This window comes from Streptomyces sp. NPDC029138, from assembly GCF_055564375.1.
On the sequence record NZ_JBVHWM010000002.1, the window covers coordinates 77,913 to 104,209 of the forward strand.

Annotated in this window: 18 protein-coding genes and 1 pseudogene; 12 read left to right on the forward strand and 7 right to left on the reverse strand. The window is 70.0% G+C overall.

Annotated elements, in window-relative coordinates; translation table 11 throughout:
* Positions 1-49 precede the first annotated feature (49 nt).
* From ACZ4WH_RS02575 to ACZ4WH_RS02590, 4 genes are all read right to left on the reverse strand, one after another.
* On the reverse strand, positions 50-1,666 hold the full coding sequence (locus tag ACZ4WH_RS02575) for a glycerol-3-phosphate dehydrogenase/oxidase (RefSeq protein ID WP_468175790.1): 1,617 nt from the start codon (positions 1,664-1,666) through the stop codon (positions 50-52).
* A 48-nt stretch (positions 1,667-1,714) separates the two neighbouring features.
* Positions 1,715-3,253, reverse strand: coding sequence for a glycerol kinase GlpK (gene glpK / locus ACZ4WH_RS02580; protein WP_468175793.1), 1,539 nt, complete (start codon positions 3,251-3,253; stop codon positions 1,715-1,717).
* 91 nt (positions 3,254-3,344) lie between these two features.
* Positions 3,345-4,139: an MIP/aquaporin family protein gene (locus ACZ4WH_RS02585; RefSeq protein ID WP_468175796.1), complete on the reverse strand. Its 795-nt coding sequence runs from the start codon at positions 4,137-4,139 to the stop codon at positions 3,345-3,347.
* A gap of 359 nt (positions 4,140-4,498) precedes the next feature.
* Positions 4,499-5,263, reverse strand: a complete 765-nt coding sequence (locus ACZ4WH_RS02590) for an IclR family transcriptional regulator (RefSeq protein WP_468175799.1) — start codon at positions 5,261-5,263, stop codon at positions 4,499-4,501.
* A 281-nt stretch (positions 5,264-5,544) separates the two neighbouring features.
* Here ACZ4WH_RS02590 and metH point away from each other — a divergent pair, with 281 nt between their 5' ends.
* From metH to ACZ4WH_RS02610, 4 genes are all read left to right on the forward strand, one after another.
* Positions 5,545-9,057 (forward strand): methionine synthase, encoded by a 3,513-nt coding sequence (metH, locus tag ACZ4WH_RS02595; protein WP_468175802.1) that lies wholly within the window; start codon positions 5,545-5,547, stop codon positions 9,055-9,057.
* A gap of 161 nt (positions 9,058-9,218) precedes the next feature.
* Positions 9,219-9,920, forward strand: coding sequence for an HAD family hydrolase (locus tag ACZ4WH_RS02600; RefSeq protein ID WP_468175805.1), 702 nt, complete (start codon positions 9,219-9,221; stop codon positions 9,918-9,920).
* A gap of 431 nt (positions 9,921-10,351) precedes the next feature.
* Entirely contained in the window at positions 10,352-11,956 is a 1,605-nt protein-coding gene (locus tag ACZ4WH_RS02605) for an ABC transporter substrate-binding protein (protein WP_468175808.1), read from the forward strand.
* Between the two features lie 98 nt (positions 11,957-12,054).
* Entirely contained in the window at positions 12,055-13,635 is a 1,581-nt protein-coding gene (locus tag ACZ4WH_RS02610) for an ABC transporter substrate-binding protein (protein ID WP_468175811.1), read from the forward strand.
* A gap of 108 nt (positions 13,636-13,743) precedes the next feature.
* Here the strand turns inward: ACZ4WH_RS02610 and ACZ4WH_RS02615 are convergent, their stop codons facing one another.
* Positions 13,744-14,415: a response regulator gene (locus tag ACZ4WH_RS02615; protein ID WP_010045368.1), complete on the reverse strand. Its 672-nt coding sequence runs from the start codon at positions 14,413-14,415 to the stop codon at positions 13,744-13,746.
* Between the two features lie 53 nt (positions 14,416-14,468).
* The gene (locus tag ACZ4WH_RS02620) at positions 14,469-15,425 is read right to left on the reverse strand and encodes a RecB family exonuclease (protein WP_468175814.1); all 957 of its coding nucleotides are present in this window, start codon (positions 15,423-15,425) and stop codon (positions 14,469-14,471) included.
* A gap of 1,186 nt (positions 15,426-16,611) precedes the next feature.
* On the opposite strand from ACZ4WH_RS02620, the pseudogene ACZ4WH_RS02625 reads away from it, so the two are divergent.
* The 3 genes and pseudogenes from ACZ4WH_RS02625 to ACZ4WH_RS02635 all read left to right on the forward strand — a co-directional run.
* Positions 16,612-17,814 (forward strand): annotated as a pseudogene (locus tag ACZ4WH_RS02625) (site-2 protease family protein); the annotation flags it as partial.
* 85 nt (positions 17,815-17,899) lie between these two features.
* Entirely contained in the window at positions 17,900-18,802 is a 903-nt protein-coding gene (locus ACZ4WH_RS02630) for a tRNA (adenine-N1)-methyltransferase (RefSeq protein WP_142196364.1), read from the forward strand.
* Between the two features lie 234 nt (positions 18,803-19,036).
* Positions 19,037-19,618: a hypothetical protein gene (locus tag ACZ4WH_RS02635; RefSeq protein WP_468175818.1), complete on the forward strand. Its 582-nt coding sequence runs from the start codon at positions 19,037-19,039 to the stop codon at positions 19,616-19,618.
* A gap of 7 nt (positions 19,619-19,625) precedes the next feature.
* Here ACZ4WH_RS02635 and ACZ4WH_RS02640 read toward each other — a convergent pair whose 3' ends face one another.
* Entirely contained in the window at positions 19,626-19,928 is a 303-nt protein-coding gene (locus ACZ4WH_RS02640; RefSeq protein WP_468175821.1) for a ferredoxin, read from the reverse strand.
* A gap of 521 nt (positions 19,929-20,449) precedes the next feature.
* Between ACZ4WH_RS02640 and arc the strand changes: the two genes are divergently transcribed.
* The 5 genes from arc to prcA all read left to right on the forward strand — a co-directional run bounded on the left by arc (position 20,450) and on the right by prcA (position 26,286).
* Positions 20,450-22,216 (forward strand): proteasome ATPase, encoded by a 1,767-nt coding sequence (gene arc / locus ACZ4WH_RS02645; protein WP_468175824.1) that lies wholly within the window; start codon positions 20,450-20,452, stop codon positions 22,214-22,216.
* A gap of 232 nt (positions 22,217-22,448) precedes the next feature.
* Positions 22,449-23,960 carry a depupylase/deamidase Dop gene (dop, locus tag ACZ4WH_RS02650; protein ID WP_468175827.1) on the forward strand — a complete coding sequence of 504 codons (1,512 nt, stop codon included), beginning with the start codon at positions 22,449-22,451 and terminating at the stop codon, positions 23,958-23,960.
* Between the two features lie 172 nt (positions 23,961-24,132).
* Positions 24,133-24,351 (forward strand): ubiquitin-like protein Pup, encoded by a 219-nt coding sequence (locus ACZ4WH_RS02655; RefSeq protein WP_030608326.1) that lies wholly within the window; start codon positions 24,133-24,135, stop codon positions 24,349-24,351.
* Between the two features lie 272 nt (positions 24,352-24,623).
* The gene (gene prcB, locus ACZ4WH_RS02660) at positions 24,624-25,469 is read left to right on the forward strand and encodes a proteasome subunit beta (RefSeq protein WP_468175830.1); all 846 of its coding nucleotides are present in this window, start codon (positions 24,624-24,626) and stop codon (positions 25,467-25,469) included.
* Between the two features lie 61 nt (positions 25,470-25,530).
* Complete coding sequence (gene prcA, locus ACZ4WH_RS02665; protein WP_468175833.1) at positions 25,531-26,286, forward strand: proteasome subunit alpha; 756 nt, start codon at positions 25,531-25,533, stop codon at positions 26,284-26,286.
* The last annotated feature ends 11 nt before the right edge of the window (positions 26,287-26,297 follow it).

Here is a 26,297-nt window from a genome sequence, read left to right on the forward strand (position 1 = left end):
CTTCGCCACGTGTCGCGCACCCGCTTCCTACGTCTCGGGCACCCGCTTCCTACTTCTTGTCCAGCAGATCCTGGACCTTGGCGCGGACCTCGTCCGTGGCCAGGCCCCGGATGGTCAGCGTGGTGCGGCGGCGCAGCACGTCGTCCGGCGTCTCGGCCCACTCGTGGTCACGGGCCCAGACGACCTGCGCCCAGATCTCCGGGGCGTCGGGGTGGACGCGCTCGGCCAGCTCCGGGCTCTCGTTCGCCAGGCGGGCGATGTCGAAGGCCAGGGAGCCGTAGTGGGTGGCCAGGTGCTTGGCGGTGTCGGCGGCCATGCGCGGGCCCGGAGCCGGGCCGTCGACCAGCAGCCGGTGGGCGACCGCGCGCGGGTTGGCGACACCGGGCAGCGGCAGCTTCTTCGGCAGCGAGGAGATCGGCTCGAAGTCGTCGCCGAGCGGGTGACCCGGCAGCGCCTCCAGCTTCTTCATGATCGTCCGGCCGATGTGGCGGAACGTCGTCCACTTGCCGCCCGCGACGGACAGCATGCCGCCCCTGCCCTCGGTCACCACGGTCTCGCGCTTGGCCTTGGCGGTGTCGCCGGGGCCGCCCGGCAGCACCCGCAGACCGGCGAACGCGTAGGTGATGAGGTCGCGCTGGAGCTGCTGGTCCCGGACGGAGAACGCGGCCTCGTCCAGGATCTGGGCTATGTCCTTCTCGTTGACCGCGACATCGGCCGGATCGCCCTCGTACTCCTCGTCGGTGGTGCCGAGCAGCAGCATGTCCTCCCAGGGGAGGGCGAAGGTGATGCGGTACTTGTCGATGGGGGTCGCGAGCGCGGCCTTCCACGGAGACGTCCGCTTCAGGACCAGGTGCGCGCCCTTGGACAGGCGGATGGACGGCGCCGCGTTCGGGTCCTCCATCCTGCGCAGGTGGTCGACCCAGGGGCCGGTCGCGTTCAGGACGAGCCGGGCGTTGACGCCGAACTCGTCGCCGGACGTCCGGTCCCTGAGGTCGGCGCCGGTGACCCGGCCCTTGGTGAAGCGCAGCCCGGTGACCTCGGCGTGGTTGAGGACGACCGCGCCCGCCTCGACGGCCGCGCGGACCGTCATCAGCGCCATGCGCGCGTCGTTCATCTGGTCGTCGCCGTAGACGGCCACGGCCTTGAGGTTCTCGGTTCGCAGCTCGGGCACGTCCTGCGCCGCCTTGGCGGGGGAGAGCAGGTGGCCGACGCCGTCGCCGAACGCGGAGAGCGCGGAGTAGGCGAAGACGCCCGCGCCGAGCTTCGCCGCGCCGTGCGGCCCGCCCTTGTACACGGGGAGGTAGAAGGTGAGCGGGTTCGCCAGGTGGGGGGCCACCTGGCGGGAGACCGCACGGCGCTCGAAGTGGTTCTCCGCCACCAGCTTCACCGCGCCGGTCTGGAGGTAGCGCAGACCTCCGTGGAGCAGCTTGGAAGAGGCGGAAGAGGTGGCGCCGGCGAAGTCGCCGGCGTCGACCAGTGCCACCCTGAGCCCGGACTGCGCGGCGTGCCAGGCGGTGGAGATGCCCAGGATGCCGCCGCCGATCACAAGAAGGTCGTACGACGCCTTGGCGAGCTGCTCCCTGGTTTCGGCCCGGCTCGGGTTGGAGCCGGAAGCCGGGTGCGTTCCCAGGGCAGGCACGGTCTGCAGGGTGGACTGACTGGTCATGTCGGGTACTTACTCCTCGTCAGAGATGGCTGAGCCGGGAAGGGCCGCTCAGCTCTCGTCTTCGAGCCAGCCCATGGTCCGCTCGACGGCCTTGAGCCAGTTCTTGTACTCACGGTCGCGGGTCTCCGCGTCCATGCGGGGGGTCCACTCGGCGGCCCGGCGCCAGTTGGCGCGCAGTTCGTCGGTGCTGGACCAGAAGCCGACGGCGAGACCGGCGGCGTAGGCGGCGCCGAGGCAGGTGGTCTCGGCGACCATCGGGCGCACCACCGGTGCGTCGAGGACGTCGGAGAGGGTCTGCATCAGCAGGTTGTTGGCGGTCATGCCACCGTCGACCTTCAGGGTCACCAGCTCGTCGCCGGAGTCCTTGACCATGGCGTCGGCGATCTCCCGGGTCTGCCAGGCGGTGGCCTCCAGGACGGCGCGCGCGAGGTGCGCCTTGGTGACGTACCGGGTCAGGCCGGCGATCACACCGCGGGCGTCGGAGCGCCAGTGCGGGGCGAACAGACCGGAGAAGGCCGGCACGAAGTAGGCGCCGCCGTTGTCCTCGACCGAGAGCGCGAGCGTCTCGATCTCGGCGGCGGTGGAGATCAGGCCCATCTGGTCGCGCATCCACTGCACCAGCGAGCCGGTGACGGCGATCGAGCCCTCCAGGGCGTAGACCGTCGGCTGGTCGCCGATCTTGTAGCCGACGGTGGTCAGCAGACCGGCGTAGGAGTTGATGATCTTGCTGCCGGTGTTCATCACCATGAAGGTGCCGGTGCCGTAGGTCGACTTGGTCTCGCCCTCGGAGAAGCAGGTCTGGCCGAACAGGGCCGCCTGCTGGTCGCCGAGCGCGGAGGCGACCGGGATGCCGCCGAGCAGATCGCCGAGCTTGCCGCCCGTGATCTCGCCGTAGACCTCGGCGGAGGAGCGGATCTCGGGCAGGATCTGCTGCGGCACGCCGATGGACTCGCAGATCTTCTCGTCCCACTGCATCGTGTGCAGGTTCATGAGGAGGGTGCGGGAGGCGTTGGTGACGTCGGTGACGTGCTTGCCGCCGTTGACACCGCCGGTCAGGTTCCAGATGACCCAGGTGTCCATGGTGCCGAAGAGGATGTCGCCGGCCTCGGCGCGCTCCTTCAGGCCGTCGACGTTGTCGAGCAGCCAGCGGGCCTTGGGCCCGGCGAAGTAGGAGGCCAGCGGCAGGCCCGTCTCGCGGCGGAAGCGGTCCTGGCCGACGTTGCGGCCCAGCTCCCGGCAGAGCGCGTCGGTGCGGGTGTCCTGCCAGACGATGGCGTTGTGGACGGGCTCACCGGTGTTCTTGTCCCACAGCACGGTGGTCTCGCGCTGGTTGGTGATGCCGATGGCCTTGATGTCGTCCCGGGTGATGCCGGCCTTGGCGACGGCACCGGCGACGACTTCCTGGACGTTGGTCCAGATCTCGTTGGCGTTGTGCTCGACCCAGCCCGGCTTCGGGAAGATCTGCTCGTGCTCCTTCTGGTCGACGGAGACGATCCGGCCGTCCCGGTCGAAGATGATGCAGCGCGAGGAGGTCGTGCCCTGGTCGATCGCCGCGATGAAGGGGCCTGCGGTGTGGGCGTCGGTCACTGTGTGCTCCTGAAAGATCCGTGGTGATGGGGCTGTACGTACGGCGCGTGCTCGAAGACTCGGTGCTTCGTCAGGCTTCTCAAGAGGCTTCTCAAGCAAAGGCGACGTTGTAGATGCCTGCGGCGATGGCGCCGCCGATCAGCGGACCGACCACCGGGATCCAGGCGTAGCTCCAGTCGGAACCGCCCTTGTTGGGCAGCGGCAGCAGGGCGTGCACGATGCGGGGGCCCAGGTCACGGGCCGGGTTGATCGCGTAGCCCGTCGGGCCGCCGAGCGACAGACCGATCGACACCACCACGAGCGCGGTGATCAGACCGCCGAGGATGCCGAGGCCGTTGCCCTTGTCGTTCAGGCCCTGGGTGAGGACCGCGAGGATCAGTACGACGGTGCCGATGATCTCCGTGGCGAGGTTCTGCGCCACGTTCCGGATCTCGGGACCGGTGGAGAAGACGCCGAGAACCGGGCCGGCGCCCTGCTCCTGGGCCTCGACGGCCTTGGCCGTGGTGGCCTGCGCGCCCGGACCGCCGACGATCTCCTTGTCGGTCAGGTGCGCCTGGAACTGGCCGTAGTAGGCGACCCACACCAGGGCCGCGCCGATCATCGCGCCGAGCAGCTGGCCGGCGAAGTAGACCGGGACGTTGCTCCAGTCGCCGTCCTTGATGGCGAGGGCGACGGTGACGGCCGGGTTGAGGTGGGCTCCGGACAGCGGTCCGGAGATGTACACGGCCGTCATGACGGCGAAGCCCCACCCGAAGGCGATGGCGAGCCAACCGGCGTTACGGGCCTTGGAGGCCTTCAGCGTGACGGCGGCGCAGACGCCGCCGCCGAGCAGGATGAGTATGGCGGTACCGATGGTCTCGCCGATGAAGATGTCGGAGCTGGACACCCGCGACTCCTTTGTCCTTCGTCCAGGGGAAAGCCGAACCCCGGGTCCCACCGGGGGTTCTGGCGCCCTCGGGGGTGAGAGCGATGCCGGCCCTTGGCGTTGTCACACTCTAGCGCGTATTGCCGGTAGGTGTTCGACAATGCCGACCGATGGACGGGAGTCTTGCTTCGGCGTCACGCGTGAGTCAAGGGTTCTGTTATCGAAAATAGGATCGTTATTGATCGCTGCGCGTTATCAAGGTTCGTGCACGGACGTACGATCTAGCCGTTTTTGTCGATTTCAGGGTAGGTCGACGACCGGAACGCCGCCTGGCGTCCCGGTCGTCCCGTCCTTCGGTCGTTCCCCGCTCGGGCCGGCGGTCAGAACCGCCCGGCGCCCAGATCGCGGGAGACCGCGCGGGCGCAGTCGCGCACCGCCGCGATCAGTTCGGGGCGCAGCTCGCCCTCCCGGCACAGTCGCTCCACGGCGCCGGTGATGCCGACCGCGCCCACGGGCATGCGGCGGCGGTCGTGGATGGGTGCGGCGACCGACGCCACGCCCTCCCAGGTCTCCTCCACGTCGGCGGCGTACCCACGCGCGCGCGTGACGTCGAGGAGGTGCTCGAAGTCGCCGGGGTCGCACACCGTGCGGTCCGTGAAGGCCTTTCGCTCCGTGTCCAGCGCCTCGCTGTGCGCCACCGGGTCGTAGGCCGACAGCACCTTGCCCAGGGCCGTGGAGTGCAGTGGCTGCATGGCCCCGATCTCCAGCACCTGCCGGCTGTCGTCGGGCCGGAAGACGTGGTGCACGATCAGGACGCCCTGCTGGTGCAGGACGCCCAGGTACACGCTCTCCCCGCTGGAGCGGGCCAGGTCGTCGGTCCACACCAGTGCCCGCGCGCGCAGTTCGTGCACGTCGAGATAGGTGGTGCCGAGGCGCAGCAGCTCCGCGCCCAGCTGGTAGCGGCCGGAGGCGTCGTCCTGCTCCACGAACCCCTCCTGCTGGAGGGTGCGCAGGATGCCGTGGGCGGTGCCCTTGGCGAGGCCCAGTGACGAGGCGATGTCCGAGAGGCCGAGCCGCCGCTCGCCGCCCGCGAGCAGCCGCAGCATCGCCGCCGCCCGTTCGAGCGACTGGATGTTCCGTGCCATCGCCGTCCTGCCTCCGTCCCCTTCGACTGCCCCGGTGCCGTTTGGAAATCACCGTTCGGCAATGTCGAACACTACCGGTCCATGTCGACCTCCCGCTAATGGTCGGTCGGCACCTGTTACATCACACGTGATCTGTGCGTGGCACCCGGGCCACCCGCGTCCGCCTCGTGGACGCCGCTGCCCATCCAAGCCGACTCCCGGTTACTCTGACGCCGTGCGGCAACCCGGCCGGTCCGGGCATCCGCATAGCCGACAGCCGTCGCACTCCAGGGAGCCCTTACATGGCCTCGTCGCCAACGTCCCCTTCCGCCGACAGCCGGACCCGTGCGTCCGCGCTCCGCGAGGCGCTCGCCACCCGAGTGGTGGTCGCCGACGGAGCCATGGGCACGATGCTCCAGGCGCAGGAGCCCACCCTCGAGGACTTCCAGAACCTCGAGGGCTGCAACGAGATCCTCAACCTCACCCGCCCCGACATCGTCCGCTCCGTCCACGAGGCGTACTTCGCCGTGGGCGTCGACTGCGTGGAGACCAACACCTTCGGGGCCAACCACGCGGCCATGGCGGAGTACGACATCGCGGACCGCGTCCACGAACTCTCCGAGGCCGGCGCCCGTATCGCCCGGGAGACGGCGGACGCGTTCTCCGCCCGCGACGGCCGGCCCCGCTGGGTCCTCGGCTCCATCGGCCCCGGCACCAAGCTCCCCACCCTCGGCCATATCGGGTTCACCACCATCCGGGACGGCTTCCAGGCGAACGCGGAGGGCCTGCTCACGGGCGGTGCCGACGCCCTGATCGTCGAGACCACCCAGGACCTGCTCCAGACCAAGGCGTCCGTCCTGGGCGCCCGGCGCGCCATGGAGCGCCTCGGCACCGACGTCCCCCTGTTCTGCTCGATGGCCTTCGAGACCACCGGCACCATGCTGCTCGGCTCCGAGATCGGCGCCGCGCTCACCGCGCTGGAGCCGCTCGGCATCGACATGATCGGCCTGAACTGCTCGACCGGCCCGGCCGAGATGAGCGAGCACCTGCGCTACCTCACCCGGCACTCGCGCATCCCGCTGCTGTGCATGCCGAACGCAGGCCTGCCGATCCTCACCAAGGACGGTGCCCACTTCCCGCTCGGCCCCGAGGGCCTGGCGGACGCCCAGGAGAACTTCGTACGCGATTACGGCCTCTCCCTCATCGGCGGCTGCTGCGGCACCACCCCCGAGCACCTGCGCCAGGTCGTGGAGCGGGTCCAGGGTCTCACCCCGCCCGAGCGCGACCCGCGCCCCGAGCCGGGCGCCGCCTCCCTGTACCAGTCGGTGCCGTTCCGTCAGGACACCTCCTACCTGGCCATCGGCGAGCGCACCAACGCCAACGGCTCCAGGAAGTTCCGCGAGGCCATGCTGGAGGGCCGCTGGGACGACTGTGTGGAGATGGCCCGGGAGCAGATCCGCGAGGGCGCGCACATGCTCGACCTGTGCGTGGACTACGTCGGCCGGGACGGCGTCGCCGACATGGAGGAACTGGCCGGCCGCTTCGCCACCGCCTCGACCCTGCCCATCGTCCTGGACTCCACCGAGGTCGACGTCATCAAGGCCGGCCTGGAGAAGCTGGGCGGCCGCGCGGTGATCAACTCCGTGAACTACGAGGACGGCGACGGCCCCGACTCCCGGTTCGCGAAGGTCACCCAGCTGGCGCGGGAGCACGGCGCCGCGCTGATCGCGCTCACCATCGACGAGGAGGGCCAGGCCCGCACCCCGGAGAAGAAGGTCGAGATCGCCGAACGGCTGATCGCCGACCTGACCGGGAACTGGGGCATCCACGAGGAGGACATCCTCATCGACACCCTGACCTTCACCATCTGCACCGGTCAGGAGGAGTCCCGCAAGGACGGCATCGCCACCATCGAGGCGATCCGCGAGCTGAAGAGGCGCCACCCGGCGGTGCAGACCACGCTGGGCCTGTCGAACATCTCCTTCGGCCTCAACCCGGCCGCCCGCATCCTGCTGAACTCCGTCTTCCTGGACGAGTGCGTCAAGGCGGGCCTGGACTCGGCGATCGTGCACGCCTCCAAGATCCTGCCGATCGCCCGGTTCAGCGAGGAAGAGGTCCAGACCGCCCTCGACCTGATCTACGACCGCCGCGGCGAGGGCTACGACCCCCTCCAGAAGCTCATGCGGCTCTTCGAGGGCGCCACGGCGAAGTCCCTGAAGGCCGGCAAGGCCGAGGAGCTGGCCGCGCTGCCCTTGGAGGAGCGGCTCAAGCGCCGGATCATCGACGGCGAGCGCAACGGCCTGGAGGCGGACCTGGACCAGGCCCTCCAGGACCGCCCGGCGCTCGACATCGTCAACGAGACCCTGCTCGACGGCATGAAGGTCGTCGGCGAGCTGTTCGGCTCCGGCCAGATGCAGCTGCCGTTCGTCCTCCAGTCCGCCGAGGTCATGAAGGCGGCCGTCGCCTATCTCGAACCGCACATGGAGAAGTCCGACGCCGAGGGCAAGGGCACGATCGTGCTCGCGACCGTGCGCGGCGACGTGCACGACATCGGCAAGAACCTGGTCGACATCATCCTGTCCAACAACGGCTACAACGTCGTCAACCTGGGCATCAAGCAGCCGGTCTCCGCGATCCTGGAGGCGGCCGAGGAGCACCGGGCCGACGTCATCGGCATGTCCGGGCTCCTGGTCAAGTCCACGGTGATCATGAAGGAGAACCTGGAGGAGCTGAACCAGCGCGGCCTCGCCGCCCGCTTCCCGGTCATCCTCGGCGGCGCCGCCCTCACCCGGGCCTACGTCGAGCAGGACCTGCACGAGATCTACGAGGGCGAGGTCCGCTACGCCCGGGACGCCTTCGAGGGCCTGCGCCTGATGGACGCCCTCATCGGCGTCAAGCGGGGCGTGCCCGGGGCGAAGCTGCCCGAGCTGCGGCAGCGCCGGGTGCGGGCCGCCGCCGTGGAGGTCGAGGAGCGTCCGGAGGAGGGCCATGTCCGATCCGACGTCGCCACCGACAACCCGATTCCCGAGCCGCCGTTCTGGGGCACCCGGGTCGTCAAGGGCATCCAACTCAAGGAGTACGCGAGCTGGCTGGACGAGGGCGCGCTGTTCAAGGGCCAGTGGGGTCTGAAGCAGGCCCGCACCGGCGAGGGCCCGACGTACGAGGAACTGGTCGAGACCGAGGGCCGGCCCCGGCTGCGCGGCCTGCTCGACCGGCTCCAGACCGAGAACCTCCTCGAAGCGGCCGTCGTCCACGGCTATTTCCCCTGCGTGTCCAAGGACGACGACCTGATCATCCTGGACGAACAGGGCAACGAGCGCACCCGCTTCACCTTCCCGCGCCAGCGCCGTGGTCGGCGCCTGTGCCTGGCCGACTTCTTCCGCCCGGAGGAGTCGGGCGAGACGGACGTGGTCGGCTTCCAGGTCGTCACCGTCGGCTCACGCATCGGCGCGGAGACGGCGAAGCTCTTCGAGTCCAACGCCTACCGCGACTACCTCGAACTGCACGGCCTGTCCGTCCAGTTGGCCGAGGCCCTCGCCGAGTACTGGCACGCCCGCGTCCGCGCCGAACTCGGCTTCGGCGGCGAGGACCCGGCCGCCATCGAGGACATGTTCGACCTGAAGTACCGGGGCGCCCGCTTCTCCCTCGGCTACGGCGCCTGCCCCGACCTGGAGGACCGCGCCAAGATCGCGGAACTGCTCCAGCCGGAGCGGATCGGCGTCCACCTGTCCGAGGAGTTCCAGCTCCACCCCGAGCAGTCCACGGACGCGATCGTGATCCACCACCCGGAGGCGAAGTACTTCAACGCACGGTGACGGGTGTCTCACCCCTATGCCGAGACGCGTGTCTCACCCGCACACGGTGAGGCGTGTCTCACCCAGCACACTGATCGGACAAGTCGTAGACTGGTCGGTCCATTGCAGGCCGGTTCCCGCCCGGGAACCGGCCTGGTCGTCCCTCGAGGAGGTGCGCCCGGATGACCAGTACGGTCCCCGCGCTCGGAACCCGTACAGCCGAAGGCTCCGCCCTACAGGCGGTGCTGCTCGACATGGACGGCACCCTGGTGGACACAGAGGGCTTCTGGTGGGACGTCGAGGTGGAGGTCTTCGCCGCCCTCGGCCACGCCCTCGACGAGTCCTGGCGGCATGTCGTGGTCGGCGGCCCCATGACCCGCAGCGCCGGCTTCCTCATCGAGGTGACCGGCGCCGACATCACCCTGGCGGAACTCACCGTACTGCTCAACGAGGGCTTCGAGGACCGGATCGACCGCGCCCTGCCGCTGATGCCGGGCGCCGCCCGGCTGCTCGCCGAGCTGCGTCTGCACAGCGTTCCCACGGCTCTGGTCTCCGCCTCCCACCGGCGCATCATCGACCGCGTGCTGTCCGTGCTCGGCCCGCACCACTTCAGCCTCTCCATCGCCGGAGACGAGGTCTCCCGCACCAAGCCCTTCCCGGACCCGTATCTGCTCGCCGCCGCCGGGCTCGGTGCGGATCCGGCCAGATGCGCGGTGGTCGAGGACACCGCCACCGGGGTCGCCGCCGCCGAGGCAGCGGGCTGCCGGGTGGTCGCCGTACCCTCCGTGGCCCCCATCGGCCCGGCCGCGGGACGCACCGTCGTCTCCTCTCTGGAAGAGGTCGACCTGGCATTTCTGCGGGGCCTGATGACGGAAGTGCGCTAGCCGTTCACCCAGCGTGTCAAGCCCATTGGGGGCGCTGGACACATTTCCGGGGAAGTACACCGAGGGGAATTCGCCGCGAATCGCGCGGCCGAATTCTGCTGACTGACGGCACAGTTGGGGGTGTGACGTTCCTCACGCTGACGGGGCTCGACAACGTTGGCCGAGTGTGCTCACCGGCCGCGACCGGGCGGTTTCCAGGCGACCTTGTGTCCCGATTGATGGGAAGCTGCACTAATCCTGCCGCTGTCGGGTTTTCGGTGTGTCCGCGGCCGGTTCCACTGCGTGATGGAAAGTAACTTACGCGGCTGTGAGGCCCGTTGCGGGCGCGGACTAATCTCATCGCGAGAACATCGCCGAGAACCCCCGTGATCCGCCGCGCCACCCCTGCATGCCGGATACACGGACCCGAACAGCTCTGGAGAAACTCCCGCATGAACCGCAAGACTTTGGTGCTGCCGGCGGTGGCCGGCCTGCTCACCCCGGTTCTCGCCGCGTGCGGCGGATCCGACAGCGGGAGCAAGAGCGGTGACGCCATCGTCGTCGGTACCACGGACCAGTTCACGGCCACCAAGGAAGCCCCGGCACCGCTCGACCCGGCCTACGCCTACGACGTCGGCACCTGGAACATCCTGCGCCAGTCCGTGCAGACCCTGATGGCCCAGCCCAAGGGCGAGGGCGACCCCGTCCCGGACGCCGCCGAGAGCTGCTCCTTCACCGACAGCGGCAGCGAGCGCTACGCCTGCAAGCTGCGGGAGGGCCTGAAGTTCGCGAGCGGCGACCCGGTGACCGCCGCGGACGTCAAGTACTCCATCGAGCGCGCGCTGCGCATCAACGCCGACAGCGGTGTCTCCGCCCTGCTGAACACCATCGACACGATCGAGACGCAGGGCGACCGCGAGGTCGTCTTCCACCTGAAGACGGCCGACGCCACCTTCCCGTACAAGCTGTCCACGCCGGTCGCGGGCATCATCAACCCGAAGGACTACCCGAAGGACAAGCTCCGGGACGGCTTCGAGGTCGACGGCTCCGGCCCGTACACCTTCAAGGCCGAGGTCAAGGACAACGCGATCGTCGACGCGACCTTCACCAAGAACGCCTCCTACAAGGGCGGCGTGACGGTCAACAACGACAAGGTCGAGCTGCGCTCCTTCACCGACGCCGACGCCATGGGCGCCGCGATCGACAAGGGCGACATCGACGTCATGACCCGCACCATGTCGCCCGCGCAGATCCAGAAGCTGGACGCCGGCACCGACGAGAACGCCGACCTGGTCGACATGCCCGGCCTGGAGATCCGCTACCTGGCCTTCAACACCGACGCCTCCAGCGTCAAGTCCAAGGCCGTGCGCCAGGCCATGGCCCAGCTCATCAACCGCGGCGAGCTGGTCTCCAAGGTCTACGGCACCCAGGCCGAGCCGCTGTACTCGCTGGTCCCGGCCACCGTCACCGGCCACTCCAACGCGTTCTTCAACAAGTACGGCAACCCCAGCGTCGACAAGGCCAAGTCGCTGCTCACCAAGGCCGGCATCACCACCCCGGTGAAGCTGACCCTGCACTACACCACCGACCACTACGGCTCGGCCACCAAGCAGGAGTTCGAGGTGCTGAAGAAGCAGCTCAACGACAGCGGCCTGTTCGACGCCTCCATCCAGGGCCACCCCTGGGCGACCTTCCGGCCCGCCGAGCAGAAGGGCCAGTACGACGTCTACGGCATGGGCTGGTTCCCGGACTTCCCGGACGCCGACAACTTCCTCGCGCCCTTCCTCGACAAGGACAACTTCCTCGGCTCGCCGTACGACAACGGCACCATCCAGCGGACGCTGATCCCGCAGTCCCGCCGCGAGGCCGACCGGCTCAGCGCCTCCAAGAGCCTGAACGAGATCCAGGACATCGTCGCCGAGGACGTCCCGATCCTGCCGCTGTGGCAGGGCAAGCAGTACGTCGCCGCACGGGACGACATCACGGGCGTGGCCTACGCCCTCAACTCCTCCTCGACGCTTCAGCTGTGGGAGCTGGGCCGCGGTGTGAGCGGCTGACGCTCTCCGCACCCGGGGCCGGACACGACGCGGCCCCGGGGCCCGGGACCAGGGACGGCGGACCCGGGCTGACGAACCGACGACAAGGCACAGAGCACGTGAACATGCGCAACCAGTGGCCAGTCCTGCCCATCGTGGCGGGGCTGGCCTCCGGCCTGTTGACCGGCTGCGGCTCCGAGACCGGTGATTCCGGGGGCACCGGCTCCTCCGTGGTGATGGGGATGTCCGACGACGTCCTAGCCACGGACCCGGCATCCGGCTATGACCCCGGCTCCTGGCTGTTGTTCAACAACGTCTTCCAGTCGCTGCTCGGCTTCCCCAAGGGCGCGACCGAACCCCAGCCCGAACTCGCGAAGCAGTGCGGCTTCACCGACACCCGGGCCATGGTCTACAAGTGCGAGCTGAAGGACGGCCTGAAGTTCAGCAACGGTGACGCCCTCACCTCCGAGGACGTGAAGTTCTCCTTCGACCGCATGCTGAAGATCGACGACCCCGCCGGTCCCGCCATCATGTTCCCCATGCTCGACAAGGTCGAGACACCGGACGCGAGAACGGCCGTCTTCCGTCTGAAGGTGCCCGACGCCACCTTCCCCAGCAAGATCGCCTCGGGCGCCGGCTCCATCGTGGACCACCGCCAGTACGACGCGAACGGCCTGCGCACCGACCACAAGGCCGTCGGCTCCGGCCCCTACAAGCTGGACTCGTTCGACAAGGACCAGGCGGTCTTCTCGGTCAACGAGAACTACAAGGGCACCGCCGAGGTCAAGAACTCCGGCGTCACCCTCAAGTTCTTCCACGGCGACCGGACCGCCCTGCGCAAGGCCCTCCTCGACGGCGGCGTCGACATCGCCTACCGAGGCCTGGCCGCGTCCGACATCGCCGACCTCGACCAGGGGGCCGACAGCAAGGGCGTCGACGTCATCGAGGGCACCAGCGCCGAGGTCCAGCACCTGGTCTTCAACATGAAGGACCCGGTGGCCGGCAAGCTCGGCGTCCGCAAGGCCATCGCCTACCTCCTCGACCGCGACGCCCTGATGAAGGACGTCTACGACGGCACCGCCACCCCGCTGTACTCGATCATCCCGGCGGGCATCGCGGGCCACAACACCGCGTTCTTCGACACCTACGGCGCCCGGCCCTCCCAGGACAAGGCCGCCGCCGCGCTGAGCGCCGCCGGGATCACCGGCAAGGTCAAGCTCACCCTGTGGTCCACGCCGTCGCGTTACGGCCCCGCCACCGACGAGGAGCTGAAGGCCGTCGCCGGCCAGCTCAACGCGAGCGGCCTGTTCGACGCCGACGTGCGGTCCGTCGCCTACGAGCAGTACGAGAAGGACATCGCCGCCGGCAAGTACGGCGTGTACGTGAAGGGCTGGGTGCCGGACTACCCGGACGCCGACAACTTCACCGCCCCGTTCTTCGGCAAGGGCAACGTGCTGGGCAACAACTACGGCAACCGCACCATCACCAAGTCCCTCATCCCCGCGACCGCCGCGCAGAGCGACCGCGCGGCGACCGACAAGGATTTCGGGAAGCTCCAGGACATCGTCGCCGACGAACTGCCCGTCCTGCCGGTCTGGCAGGCCAAGCAGTACGCGGTCGTCCGCGACGGCGTGTACGGCCTGGAGTACTGCCTGGACGCCTCGACGGTGTTCCGGTTCTGGGAACTCAGCAAGGGCTGACACCCGGCCCAAGGGCTGACGCCTGGCCCAAGGGCTGAGGTCCGGTACGACAAGGGCGCCCTCCCCGCGGGGAAGGGCGCCCTTCGCCGTCGTACCGTCTTCCCGGCCCTACTGCGCGCCGGGGCGCACCAGGCCGCTCTCGTACGCGTACACCGCGGCCTGCACCCGGTCCCTGAGGCCCAGCTTGGTGAGCACATGACCCACATGCGTCTTCACGGTCGTCTCGCTGACGAACAGATCCGCCGCGATCTCGGCGTTGGACAGCCCGCGCGCCACCAGCTTCAGCACCTCCACCTCGCGGTCGGTGAGGGTGTGGAGGGTGTCCGGCACCGGCTCCTCGCCGGACGGCAGATGCGTGGCGTACTTGTCGAGCAGTCGCCGGGTGATGCTCGGCGCGAGCATGGCCTCGCCGGCCGCGACCACCCGGATCGCCTGCACCAGCTCGTTGGCGGGCGCGTCCTTGAGCAGGAAGCCGCTGGCCCCGGCGCGCAGCGCCTCCACCACGTACTCGTCCAGGTCGAACGTGGTCAGCACCAGCACCTTGGCCGGGCCGTCCCGGCCGGGACCGGTGATCTGCCGGGTGGCCTCCACACCGTCCATCCGCGGCATCCGGATGTCCATCAGCACCACATCCGGCTGGAGTGCGCGCACCTGGTCGAGAGCCTGGAGGCCGTCACCGGCCTCGCCGACGACCGCGAGATCCTGCTCGGCCTCCAGGATCATCCGGAAACCGGTACGCAGCAGGGGCTGGTCGTCGACCAGTAGGACGCGGATGGCCACGTGACACTCCTTCGCTAGTCCGGCCCCATTCTGCCCTGCCCGGGTTTCCGGGTTCACACGGTCCCGGACTCCGGCGCTGTGACCGGCAGCGGGTAGGGCGGGGGAGTGCCGCCGAACTCCGGGCAGTGCGCCTGGTGGTCGCACCAGCCGCACAGCTTGGTGGGCCGGGGCCGCCAGTTCCCGGTCTCCGTGGCCTGCTTGATGGCCTCCCACAGCGCGTGCAGCTTGCGCTCCACCCGCTCCAGGTCGGCGAGGACGGGGTCGTACGTCAGCACGTCCCCGCTGCCGAGGTAGACGAGCTGGAGCCGGCGCGGGATCACCCGCTTCAGCCGCCACACCACCAGGGCGTAGAACTTCATCTGGAACAGCGCGCCCTCGGCGTACTCGGGGCGGGGCGCCTTGCCCGTCTTGTAGTCGACGATCCGCACCTCGCCGGTCGGCGCCACGTCCACCCGGTCGATGATCCCGCGCAGCCGCAGCCCCGAATCCAGCTCGGCCTCCACGAACAGCTCCCGCTCGGCCGGCTCCAGCCGCGTCGGGTCCTCCAGCGTGAACCAGCGCTCCACGAGCCGCTCGGCCTCGGCGAGCCACCCGGCCAGCCGCTCCCCCTCCGGGTCGTCGGCGAACAGCTCGGTCACCTCCGGGCGGCTCTCCCGCAGCCGGTCCCACTGCCCCGGGACGAGCGCTTTGGCGCGCGGCGCGGTCCGCTCCCCGGCGGGCGCGTCGAACAGCCGCTCCAGCACGGCGTGCACCAGCGTGCCCCGCGTGGCCGCCTCGCTCGGCTTCTCCGGCAGCCGGTCGATCACCCGGAACCGGTACAGCAACGGGCACTGCATGAAGTCACTGGCCCGGGAGGGCGACAAGGAGGTCGGCGCGAGGGCGCTCCGCTGCTCGCCCGTGCCGTCCGCGGCCACGGGCATCGCGGGGTCCGGCGTCCGGGGTGGGTCAGCCGGGGGCGTCTGTACGGCGCCGCCCGGCTGGGCCGCCGCCTCGTCGATGCTGCTGTCCATGTCCACAGACCTTACGGCCCGCCACTGACAGTGACCCAGCCGCCGCCCGCGTCGACCGCGCGACCTCGGGGCGAACACAGGGGGTGCCGGGGCGAAACGTGCCACCACGGACGCATACCATCGACAGGAGACCCTTCCGTCCGGCAGGTGCGGAAGACGCTTCGAACGAGGGGACACCGTGGACGTGAGCGGCGGAAGCGGGCAGCCGCGGTCCGGCAACGACGAGCCGGCCGAGCACTCCGCTGACCCTACGGCCCCGGCGACCGGACCCACCGACCCCCCAGGCCCGGAGCCCGAACCGCCGCGGCCCACCGACCGAGCCGAGAACGACACCGACAAGCCGGCTCCGGCACCCACCGGACGGAACAGCAGCTCCGCCGGGCCGACGGAAGAGGCCACGGCGGGCGAGACGGGCACGGGCGGCGGCAACAGCACGGACGACCGCACGGACGACAGCCCCACCGACACCACCGACCCGACCGGTGGGGCCTCCACGTCTGGCGGGACCCCTACGTCCGGCGCGGCTTCCACGTCTGGCGGGGCTTCCACGTCCGGTGGGGCTTCCACGTCTGGCGGGGCCCCGACGTCTGGCGGGACTCCTACGTCCGGCGCGGCTTCCACATCCGGCGCGGCCCCGACGTCCGGCGCGGCCCCGACGTCCGGCGCGGCCCCGACGTCCGGCGCGGCCCCGACGTCCGGCGCGGCCCCGACGTCTGGCGGGGCCTCCACGTCCGGTGGGGCTTCCACGTCTGGTGGGGCTTCCACGTCTGGCGGGACCCCTACGTCCGGCGCGGCTTCCACATCCGGCGCGGCCCCGACGTCCGGCGCGGCCCCGACGTCTGGCGGGGCCTCCACGTCTGGCGGGGCCTCCACGTCTGGCGGGGCCTCCACGTCTGGTGGGGCTTCCACGTCTGGCGGGACCCCTACGTCCGGCGCGGCTTCCACATCCGGCGCGGCCCCGACGTCTGGCGGGGCTTCCACGTCTGGCGGGGCTTCCACGTCTGGCGGGGCCCCGACGTCTGGCGGGGCCCCGACGTCCGGCGCGGCCCCCACGGCCGGCGCCGCCGGTGCGGCCGAGCCGGATCACCGAGTCCCGGGCGACGCACCCCGGCCCGCCCAGACCCCGGCCCCCACTCACCCCGCTTCCGCCCCCGCTCACCACCCTCCCGCCCACGAGCACCGTTCCCTCGCCCACTCCGGTATCGCCAAGGGTGAGCCGCCCGAGCCGCGGCCCAAGGAGCCCGGCGGCGGCATCCTCATGGGGCGCCCCTTCGGCGTGCCCGTCTACGTCGCGCCGAGCTGGTTCCTCGTCGCCGCCCTGATCACCTGGGTCTTCGGCGGACAGCTCGACCGCGTGCTGCCCGAGCTGGGCGCCGCCCGCTACCTGGTCTCCCTCTTCTTCGCGGTCGCCTTCTACGCCTCCGTCCTGGTCCACGAGCTGGCCCACACGGTCGCCGCGATCCGCTTCAAGCTCCCGGTCCGCCGCATCCAGCTCCAGTTCTTCGGCGGCGTCTCGGAGATCGAGAAGGAGGCCGAGACCCCGGGTCGGGAGTTCGTGCTGGCCTTCGTCGGCCCGCTGCTCTCCCTCGCCCTGGCCGGCCTGTTCTACATCGCCATGAAGCCCGTGGAGCCCGGCACCGTGCCCGGTGTGCTGCTGGCCGGACTGATGGTCTCCAACCTGATCGTGGCGATCTTCAACCTGCTCCCCGGCCTCCCCCTCGACGGCGGCCGCATGCTCCGCGCCGTCGTCTGGAAGATCAGCGGCAAGCCGATGACCGGCACGGTCGCCGCCGCCTGGGTCGGCCGCGCCCTGGCCGTCTCCGTCCTGATCGGCCTGCCCCTGCTCAACCAGTCCGGCGCCCTCGGCGGCAGCGGTGCGGACGTGGGCGGCATGGACACCGTCACCGACGCCCTGCTCGCCGCCATCCTCGCCGCGATCATCTGGACCGGCGCCGGCAACAGCCTCCGCATGGCCCGGCTGCGCGAACACCTCCCCGAACTGCGCGCCCGTACCCTCACCCGGCGGGCCGTGCCGGTGGAGAACGACACCCCGCTCTCCGAGGCGCTGCGCCGCGCCAACGCCGCCGGGGCCCGCGCCCTGGTCGTGGTCGACGTCGACGGCAACCCGCTGTCGCTGGTCCGCGAGGCCGCCATCGTCGGCGTACCCGAGCACCGCCGCCCCTGGGTGGCCGTCAGCGGCCTCGCCCAGGAGCTGACCGACGGCATGCGGGTCTCCGCCGAGCTGGCCGGCGAAGAACTGCTGGACGTGCTGCGCGCCACCCCGGCCACCGAGTACCTGGTGGTCGAGGAGACCGGCGAGATCTACGGCGTCCTGTCCGCCGCCGACGTGGAGCGAGCCTTCGTGAGGGCCATGGCAAGGCCGGCCTGACAGCGCCCAGAGCCTGGCGCCCCCCAAGGGGTACCTGGAACTGCGCGCGGTCAAGCCCCCGGCAGGGAACCGGTAGGCTGGTCACATGTCCGAACCGACCGGTGCCGCCCGCAGGCGCGGGCCCTTCAAGGTCGGGGACCAGGTACAGCTGACCGACCCCAAGGGTCGCCACTACACGTTCACGCTCGAAGCCGGGAAGAACTTCCACACCCACAAGGGTTCCTTCCCGCACGACGAACTGATCGGCGCTCCCGAGGGCAGCGTTGTCCGGACCACCGGCAACGTCGCCTACCTCGCGCTGCGCCCCCTGCTCCCCGACTACGTCCTGTCCATGCCCCGTGGGGCAGCCGTCGTCTACCCGAAGGACGCGGGGCAGATCCTCGCCTTCGCCGACATCTTCCCCGGCGCCCGCGTCGTGGAGGCCGGCGTCGGCTCCGGTTCGCTCAGCAGCTTCCTGCTGCGGGCCATCGGCGACCAGGGCATGCTGCACTCCTACGAGCGCCGCGAGGACTTCGCCGACATCGCCCGGCAGAACGTGGAGCGCTACTTCGGCGGCCCGCACCCCGCCTGGCAGCTCACGGTCGGCGACCTCCAGGACAACCTGTCCGACACCGACGTCGACCGCGTCATCCTCGACATGCTCGCCCCCTGGGAGTGCCTGGAGGCGGTCTCCAAGGCGCTGGTCCCGGGCGGCATCCTGTGCTGCTACGTGGCCACCACCACCCAGCTCGCCCGGACCGTGGAGTCCATCCGGGAGATCGGCTGCTTCAACGAGCCGACCGCCTGGGAGACCATGATCCGCAACTGGCACATCGAGGGCCTGGCCGTCCGCCCGGACCACCGGATGATCGGCCACACCGGCTTCCTGCTCACCGCCCGCCGCCTCGCGGACGGCGTCGAGCCGCCCATGCGCCGCCGCCGCCCCGCCAAGGGAGCCTACGGCGAGGACTACGCCGGACCGAACGCCGACGGCGGCGCCGCCCGCTGACCGGGCCGCACCGATACAACGCGAGGGCGCCGTGCCCGAGTTCCCGACCGCATCCGGGAACTCGGGCACGGCGTCCGTCCGTTGACACGGCACCAGCATCGATGCCGCCCACGCGCGCGTGCGGCCCGCGCGAAACCCGCCCGGGAATCCCGCACCCCGCCGTTCCCGCGCACTGTGACGTGTGGCACCATGCAGCCCATCCCACCGGCACAGCCCTCACAGGAGACGCTCCTCGTGCAGCAATCCGCCGTTCCGGAGCTCGCGCACACCCAGACGCGGCCCATCCACTGGGTCGCCACCGCCACGGCCGTCGCGGGTGTCGTGGCCCTCTCCTCCGTCGTCCAGCCCGGATCGGCCACGGCCGCCCAGTCCGCCCCCGCCGCCCGGGGCGAGTCCGCCGCCGCGGCCGTCGCGCCGCCGAGCACGGCCGGTGTGCGGTTCCCGCTGGACTGCGGCCCCGTGAAGGCGGTGGTCGCCAAGAAGGCCACCGGGGACCTGGACGGCGACGGCAGGCCGGAAACCGTCGCGGTGGTGCACTGCGACGCCCCCATGGGCACCCCGCCCGACGGGGTCTACGTCCTCACCAGCTCCGCGCACGGCGGCAAGCCCCGCGTGGTCGCCACCCTCGTCGAGCCGAGGGAACGGCTCACGGTCACCGACTTCGCGCTGCGCGCGCGTGCGGTCTCCGCCACGCTGCTCGGCTACTCCTCGGACGCCGTGCCCAGTTGCTGCCCCGACGTGAAGACCCCGGCCTCGTGGCGGTGGAACGGCAGCGCCTTCCTCCGCTCCACCCCGGCCGGGGCCCAGAGCGTCTGAACCGGGCTCACTCCGCGTCGGGCCCGTACACCTCGGCCTTGTCCGAAACCCGGCGCACATGGATGCACTCGCCGGGACACTCCTTCGCCGAGTCCACCACGTCGGTCAGCAGCGGCAGCGGCACCGGCGTGGTCGCCCCGGGGGCCTGGAGCAGCTCGTCGTCCGCGCCCTTCACATAGGCCAGCCCGTCGATGTCCAGCTCGAACACCTCCGGGGCGTACTGGGCGCAGATCCCGTCGCCGGTACACAGGTCCTGGTCGATCCAGACCTCCAGCGCCTCGCCGCCCGGGGCCTCCTGCTGCACGGTCATCTCTCCTGCCGTCGGTTCGCCGGGCGGTCCCGGCACCCCGAGGGCCAGCCGGGTCCGCTCCAGCGGCTGTTGAACACCCCCGACCCTACCTCCGCCCGGTTTGTTGCCGTGTGGGACCGGTCCGGGGTTTCCGGTCCGGCCCGCTCGGGTACCAGCGCCGGACCGGGAAAGGGGTTCCCCGGCGGCCGGGTCGATCACTTCAGGCCGCCACCGCGGTGACACCTCCTGCCGACGCCGTCGCTCTGCGTGATGACCGCAAGGGCTTCCTGCGTGCTGCCCGCATCCGGGGCCGATCGGTCGGGCACGGACAACTCCGGTCAGTAGCGAAGGGATTCGACCACGCCATGGATGGAACAAGCTGCTTTCCCTTCACGTTGAGTGGGTATCCCCTCCGTGCGAGGGAGTGTGCACCGGGTGACCGACGACACACCTTGACAGTCTTTGTGATCTAGGGGTTTCAATCGACACCAGCCCAGGTAGGGTCTGGAAGCGTCCAGCTCCCCTTGGAGGAGGTGAGGACCGTGGCAGCCCACGACGACGACATGAACCGCGGCATCCGCCCGGGACGCGGGTCCGACGACCCGGCCGGGCAGATCGCCTACCTTGAGCAGGAGATCGCCGTCCTGCGCCGCAAGCTCGCCGACTCTCCGCGCCACACGAGGATTCTCGAAGAGCGGATCGTCGAGCTGCAGACGAACCTGGCCGGCGTGTCCGCCCAGAACGAACGACTGGCCAACACCCTCCGTGAGGCCCGCGACCAGATCGTGGCCCTCAAGGAGGAGGTCGACCGGCTCGCCCAGCCGCCGGCCGGCTTCGGTGTCTTCCTTCAGGCGAACGAGGACGGCACCGCCGACATCTTCACCGGCGGCCGCAAGCTCCGGGTGAACGTCAGCCCGAGCGTCGAGCTCGACGAGCTGCGGCGCGGCCAGGAGGTCATGCTCAACGAGGCGCTCAACGTGGTCGAGGCCATGGAGTACGAGCGCGTCGGCGACATCGTCACCCTCAAGGAGATCCTGGAGGACGGCGAGCGCGCCCTGGTACTGGGGCACACCGACGAGGAACGGGTGGTGCGGCTCGCCGAGCCGCTGCTGGACGTCACCATCCGCGCCGGCGACGCGCTCCTGCTCGAACCCCGCTCCGGCTACGTGTACGAGGTCGTGCCCAAGAGCGAGGTCGAGGAGCTGGTCCTCGAAGAGGTCCCCGACATCGGCTACGAGCAGATCGGCGGCCTCGGCAACCAGATCGAGGCCATCCGCGACGCGGTCGAGCTGCCGTACCTGTACCCGGACCTGTTCAAGGAGCACGAGCTGCGCCCGCCCAAGGGCGTCCTGCTCTACGGCCCGCCCGGCTGCGGCAAGACGCTGATCGCCAAGGCCGTGGCGAACTCGCTGGCCAAGAAGGTCGCCGAGGTCACCGGCCAGGCCGCGGGCAAGAGCTTCTTCCTGAACATCAAGGGTCCCGAGCTGCTCAACAAGTACGTCGGCGAGACCGAGCGGCAGATCCGCCTGGTCTTCCAGCGTGCGCGTGAGAAGGCCAGCGAGGGCACCCCCGTGATCGTCTTCTTCGACGAGATGGAGTCCCTCTTCCGCACCCGTGGCTCCGGTGTCAGCTCGGACGTGGAGAACACCATCGTCCCGCAGCTGCTCGCCGAGATCGACGGCGTGGAGGGCCTCCAGAACGTGGTCGTGATCGGCGCCTCCAACCGCGAGGACATGATCGACCCCGCCATCCTGCGCCCCGGCCGGCTCGACGTGAAGATCAAGATCGAGCGTCCGGACGCGGAGGCGGCGAAGGACATCTTCGGCAAGTACCTCACCGAGCGTCTGCCGCTGCACGCGGACGACCTCGCGGAACACGGCGGCGACAAGGGCTCCACGGTCCAGGGCATGATCCAGACCGCGGTCGAGCACATGTACGCCGAATCCGAGGAGAACCGCTTCCTGGAGGTCACCTACGCCAACGGCGACAAGGAAGTCCTGTACTTCAAGGACTTCAACTCCGGCGCCATGATCGAGAACATCGTGGGCCGCGCCAAGAAGATGGCGATCAAGGACTTCCTGGAGAAGAGCCAGAAGGGCCTCCGCGTGTCCCACCTGCTCCAGGCCTGCGTGGACGAGTTCAAGGAGAACGAGGACCTGCCCAACACCACCAACCCGGACGACTGGGCCCGGATCTCCGGAAAGAAGGGCGAGCGGATCGTGTACATCCGTACGCTCATCACCGGGAAGCAGGGCGCGGACACCGGACGCTCCATCGACACGGTGGCGAACACCGGTCAGTACCTGTAACGGCAGGGCGGCTGCGGGTGCCCTCGGCGGGTACCCGCAGCCGACTGTTTTTCGGGCCACGACCGGAGCAGCCAATGACGCAAATGATCTCCCCACCAGCGCAAAGGCGTTCTAGGCTCGTTCCTGTCGCCGAGTCGCGCCGTGCGGGGACGGGCACCGCATACGCACCGGAGCGCCGGCGGTACTTGAGCGGCGCCCACGACCGAGGGTGCCGCCGGGCAAGGAGGGCCGCATGACCGTACGGCGAGTAATGGGCATCGAAACGGAGTACGGGATCTCCGTCCCCGGCCACCCGAACGCCAATGCCATGCTCACCTCGTCCCAGATCGTCAACGCCTACGCGGCGGCGATGCACCGGGCCCGCCGGGCCCGCTGGGACTTCGAGGAGGAGAATCCGCTACGGGACGCGCGAGGCTTCGACCTCGCCCGGGAGGCCGCCGACTCCAGCCAGCTCACCGACGAGGACATCGGCCTCGCCAACGTGATCCTCACCAACGGTGCGCGCCTCTACGTCGACCACGCCCACCCCGAGTACAGCGCGCCCGAGGTCACCAACCCGCGCGACGCCGTCCTCTGGGACAAGGCCGGTGAGCGGATCATGGCCGAGGCCGCCGAGCGGGCCGCGCAGCTGCCCGGGGCCCAGCCGATCCACCTCTACAAGAACAACACCGACAACAAGGGCGCCTCCTACGGCACGCACGAGAACTACCTGATGAAGCGGGAGACCCCCTTCTCGGACATCGTGCGCCACCTGACGCCCTTCTTCGTCTCCCGTCAGGTCTTCGCCGGAGCGGGCCGCGTCGGCATCGGTCAGGACGGGCACGAGCACGGCTTCCAGCTCAGCCAGCGCGCGGACTACTTCGAGGTCGAGGTCGGCCTGGAGACCACGCTCAAGCGCCCGATCATCAACACCCGCGACGAGCCGCACGCGGACGCCGAGAAGTACCGCCGGCTGCACGTGATCATCGGCGACGCGAACCTCTCGGAGATCTCGACGTACCTCAAGCTGGGCACGACCGCCCTGGTCCTGTCCATGATCGAGGACGGCTTCATCGCCGTCGACCTCGCCGTCGACCAGCCCGTCCGCACCCTGCACCAGGTCTCGCACGACCCGTCGCTCAAGCGCCTGGTCACCCTGCGCAGCGGGCGCACCCTCACCGCGGTCCAGTTGCAGATGGAGTACTTCGAGCTGGGCCGCAAGTACGTCGAGGAGCGCTTCGGCGCCGACGCCGACGACCAGACCAAGGACGTCCTCAGCCGCTGGGAGGACACCCTCACCCGGCTGGAGAACGACCCGATGAGCCTGGCCGGCGAGCTGGACTGGGTCGCCAAGCGGGAACTGATGGAGGGCTACCGCCGCCGCGACGACCTGGACTGGGACGCGGCCCGGCTGCACCTGGTCGACCTCCAGTACGCCGACGTGCGCCCCGAGAAGGGCCTGTACAACCGCCTGGTGGCCCGCGGGCGGGTGAAGCGGCTCCTGGACGAGTCCGAGGTCGACAGGGCCCGTACGAAGCCGCCGGAGGACACGCGCGCGTACTTCCGCGGACGCTGCCTGGAGCAGTACGCGGACGACGTCGCCGCGGCGAGCTGGGACTCGGTCATCTTCGACCTCCCCGGCCGCGACTCGCTCCAGCGCGTTCCAACCCTGGAACCGCTACGCGGAACGCGAAATCACGTCAAGGAGCTGTTGGACCGCTGCCGTACCGCGGAAGACCTGGTCAGGGTCCTGTCCGGCGGGTGAGCGGAGCCAGGGGGGTACTCGGTGCGCCCGGGCGGCCGGGGTGGAAACCCCACCGTCCGGGAATCATCGGGGTGGCCCCCGTACGTTGGAGAAACTGCGGGGCCGATGTCAGACCCGGCTTGTAGGGTCTGATCATCACCGATCGGCAGGCGAACTGAGCGGGGTGAGGGTTATGGCAACCAAGGACACCGGCGGCGGTCAGCAGAAGGCCACCCGGTCCACCGAGGAGGTCGAGGAGCAGGCGCAGGACGCGCAGGCCTCGGAGGACCTCAAGGAGCGGCACGAGAAGCTGTCCGACGACGTGGACTCCGTCCTGGACGAGATCGACGACGTCCTGGAGGAGAACGCGGAGGACTTCGTGCGTTCCTTCGTGCAAAAGGGCGGGCAGTAGTCCGCCCTGCCTTCGAACCCGCGGTTCGAGGGTGTGGGAGTCGTGAGTGGCCGATGAGCGGACGACGAAGCACTGCTCGCGGCCGGAGCAGTCCGGGCCGCGGGCGGTCTTTGTCGCCGGCGAACGGCTCCCGCCGGGCATGTGGATCACCGCCACCAGCCGGGTAAGGTCCGTGGCACAACCGTGCTTCAACCGCAATTCGGCCATCGGCAAGTGGGGGAAGAGACGTCCCGGACTTGTCCGCCGGACTGCCGCTATGTGGAAGGAAACTCGTGGAAGCCAATACTCGTGGCACCGGGCGTCTACCAGCTGCCTTCCTGACGCCAGGATCCTCTTCGTTCATGGACTTCCTCGCCGAGCACCAGCCCGAGTTGCTGCCCGGCAACCGGCAGCTGCCGCCCGTCAAGGGCGTGCTCGAGGCGCCGCACGGCACGACCATCGTGGCCGTGACGTTCCCCGGCGGCGTGGTGCTCGCCGGTGACCGCCGGGCCACGATGGGCAACGTGATCGCGCAGCGGGACATCGAGAAGGTGTTCCCGGCCGACGAGTACTCGGCCGTCGGGATCGCCGGCACCGCCGGCCTGGCCGTCGAGATGGTCAAGCTCTTCCAGCTGGAGCTGGAGCACTTCGAGAAGGTCGAGGGTGCCCAGCTGTCCCTGGAGGGCAAGGCGAACCGGCTGTCGACCATGATCCGTTCCAACCTCGCCATGGCCATGCAGGGCCTGGCCGTGGTGCCCCTCTTCGCGGGGTACGACCTGGACCGCGAGAAGGGGCGCATCTTCTCCTACGACGTCACGGGCGGCCGTTCCGAGGAGCACAACTTCGCGGCGACGGGCTCCGGCTCGATCTTCGCGCGCGGTGCGATGAAGAAGCTGTTCCGTGGCGACCTGACCGAGGAGCAGGCCACCACCCTCGTGGTGCAGGCCCTCTATGACGCGGCTGACGACGACTCGGCGACCGGCGGTCCCGATGTCGCCCGCCGGATCTACCCGATCATCACCGTGATCACCGAGGACGGCTTCCGCCGGCTCACCGAGGACGAGGCGTCCGAGATCGCCCGCGAGGTGCTCCAGAAGCGCCTGGAGGAGCCCGACGGCCCGAAGGCCGCCCTGCTCTGAGCGCGGGCCCGGTTCTTATCAAGGTGATCCAGTGACCATGACAGAAAGGGACGGATAACCGGTGTCGACGCCGTTCTATGTCTCACCCCAGCAGGCCATGGCCGACCGGGCGGAGTACGCCCGCAAGGGCATCGCCCGTGGCCGCAGCCTGGTCGTGCTGCAATACGCCGACGGCATCGTCTTCGTCGGCGAGAACCCGTCCCGCGCGCTGCACAAGTTCAGCGAGATCTACGACCGGATCGGCTTCGCCGCGGCCGGCAAGTACAACGAGTACGAGAACCTGCGCATCGGCGGTGTCCGCTACGCCGACCTGCGCGGCTACACCTACGACCGCGACGACGTCACCGCCCGCGGCCTGGCCAACGTCTACGCCCAGACGCTGGGCACGATCTTCTCCTCCGCGGCCGAGAAGCCGTACGAGGTGGAGCTGGTGGTGGCCGAGGTGGGGGAGACCCCCGAGGGCGACCAGATCTACCGGCTGCCGCACGACGGCTCCATCGTGGACGAGCACGGCTCGGTCGCGGTGGGCGGCAACGCCGAGCAGATCAGCAGCTTCCTGGACCAGCGCCACCGCGACGGCATGAGCCTCGCGGAGGCCCTCAAGCTGGCCGTGCAGGCCCTGTCCCGGGACACCAACGGCAGCGAGCGGGAGATCCCCGCCGAGCGCCTGGAGGTCGCCGTACTGGACCGCACGCGCCCGCAGAAGCGCAAGTTCAAGCGCATCGTCGGCCGCCAGCTCGGCCGCCTGCTGGCGGCGGACGGCGCGAGCACGGAGGCGGAGAGCGCGGACGGCTCCGAGGACTCCGACGAGGAGTGACCCGCCTCCCG

Coding starts and splice junctions, on each gene's coding strand:
- ACZ4WH_RS02620 (WP_468175814.1), bottom strand. CDS start 15,425: ATGGACAGCAGCATCGACGAGGCGGCGGCCCAGCCGGGCGGCGCCGTA.
- ACZ4WH_RS02605 (WP_468175808.1), top strand. CDS start 10,352: ATGAACCGCAAGACTTTGGTGCTGCCGGCGGTGGCCGGCCTGCTCACC.
- dop (WP_468175827.1), top strand. CDS start 22,449: ATGACCGTACGGCGAGTAATGGGCATCGAAACGGAGTACGGGATCTCC.
- ACZ4WH_RS02575 (WP_468175790.1), bottom strand. CDS start 1,666: ATGACCAGTCAGTCCACCCTGCAGACCGTGCCTGCCCTGGGAACGCAC.
- ACZ4WH_RS02655 (WP_030608326.1), top strand. CDS start 24,133: ATGGCAACCAAGGACACCGGCGGCGGTCAGCAGAAGGCCACCCGGTCC.
- ACZ4WH_RS02590 (WP_468175799.1), bottom strand. CDS start 5,263: ATGGCACGGAACATCCAGTCGCTCGAACGGGCGGCGGCGATGCTGCGG.
- ACZ4WH_RS02640 (WP_468175821.1), bottom strand. CDS start 19,928: ATGACCGTGCAGCAGGAGGCCCCGGGCGGCGAGGCGCTGGAGGTCTGG.
- ACZ4WH_RS02630 (WP_142196364.1), top strand. CDS start 17,900: ATGTCCGAACCGACCGGTGCCGCCCGCAGGCGCGGGCCCTTCAAGGTC.
- ACZ4WH_RS02600 (WP_468175805.1), top strand. CDS start 9,219: ATGACCAGTACGGTCCCCGCGCTCGGAACCCGTACAGCCGAAGGCTCC.
- metH (WP_468175802.1), top strand. CDS start 5,545: ATGGCCTCGTCGCCAACGTCCCCTTCCGCCGACAGCCGGACCCGTGCG.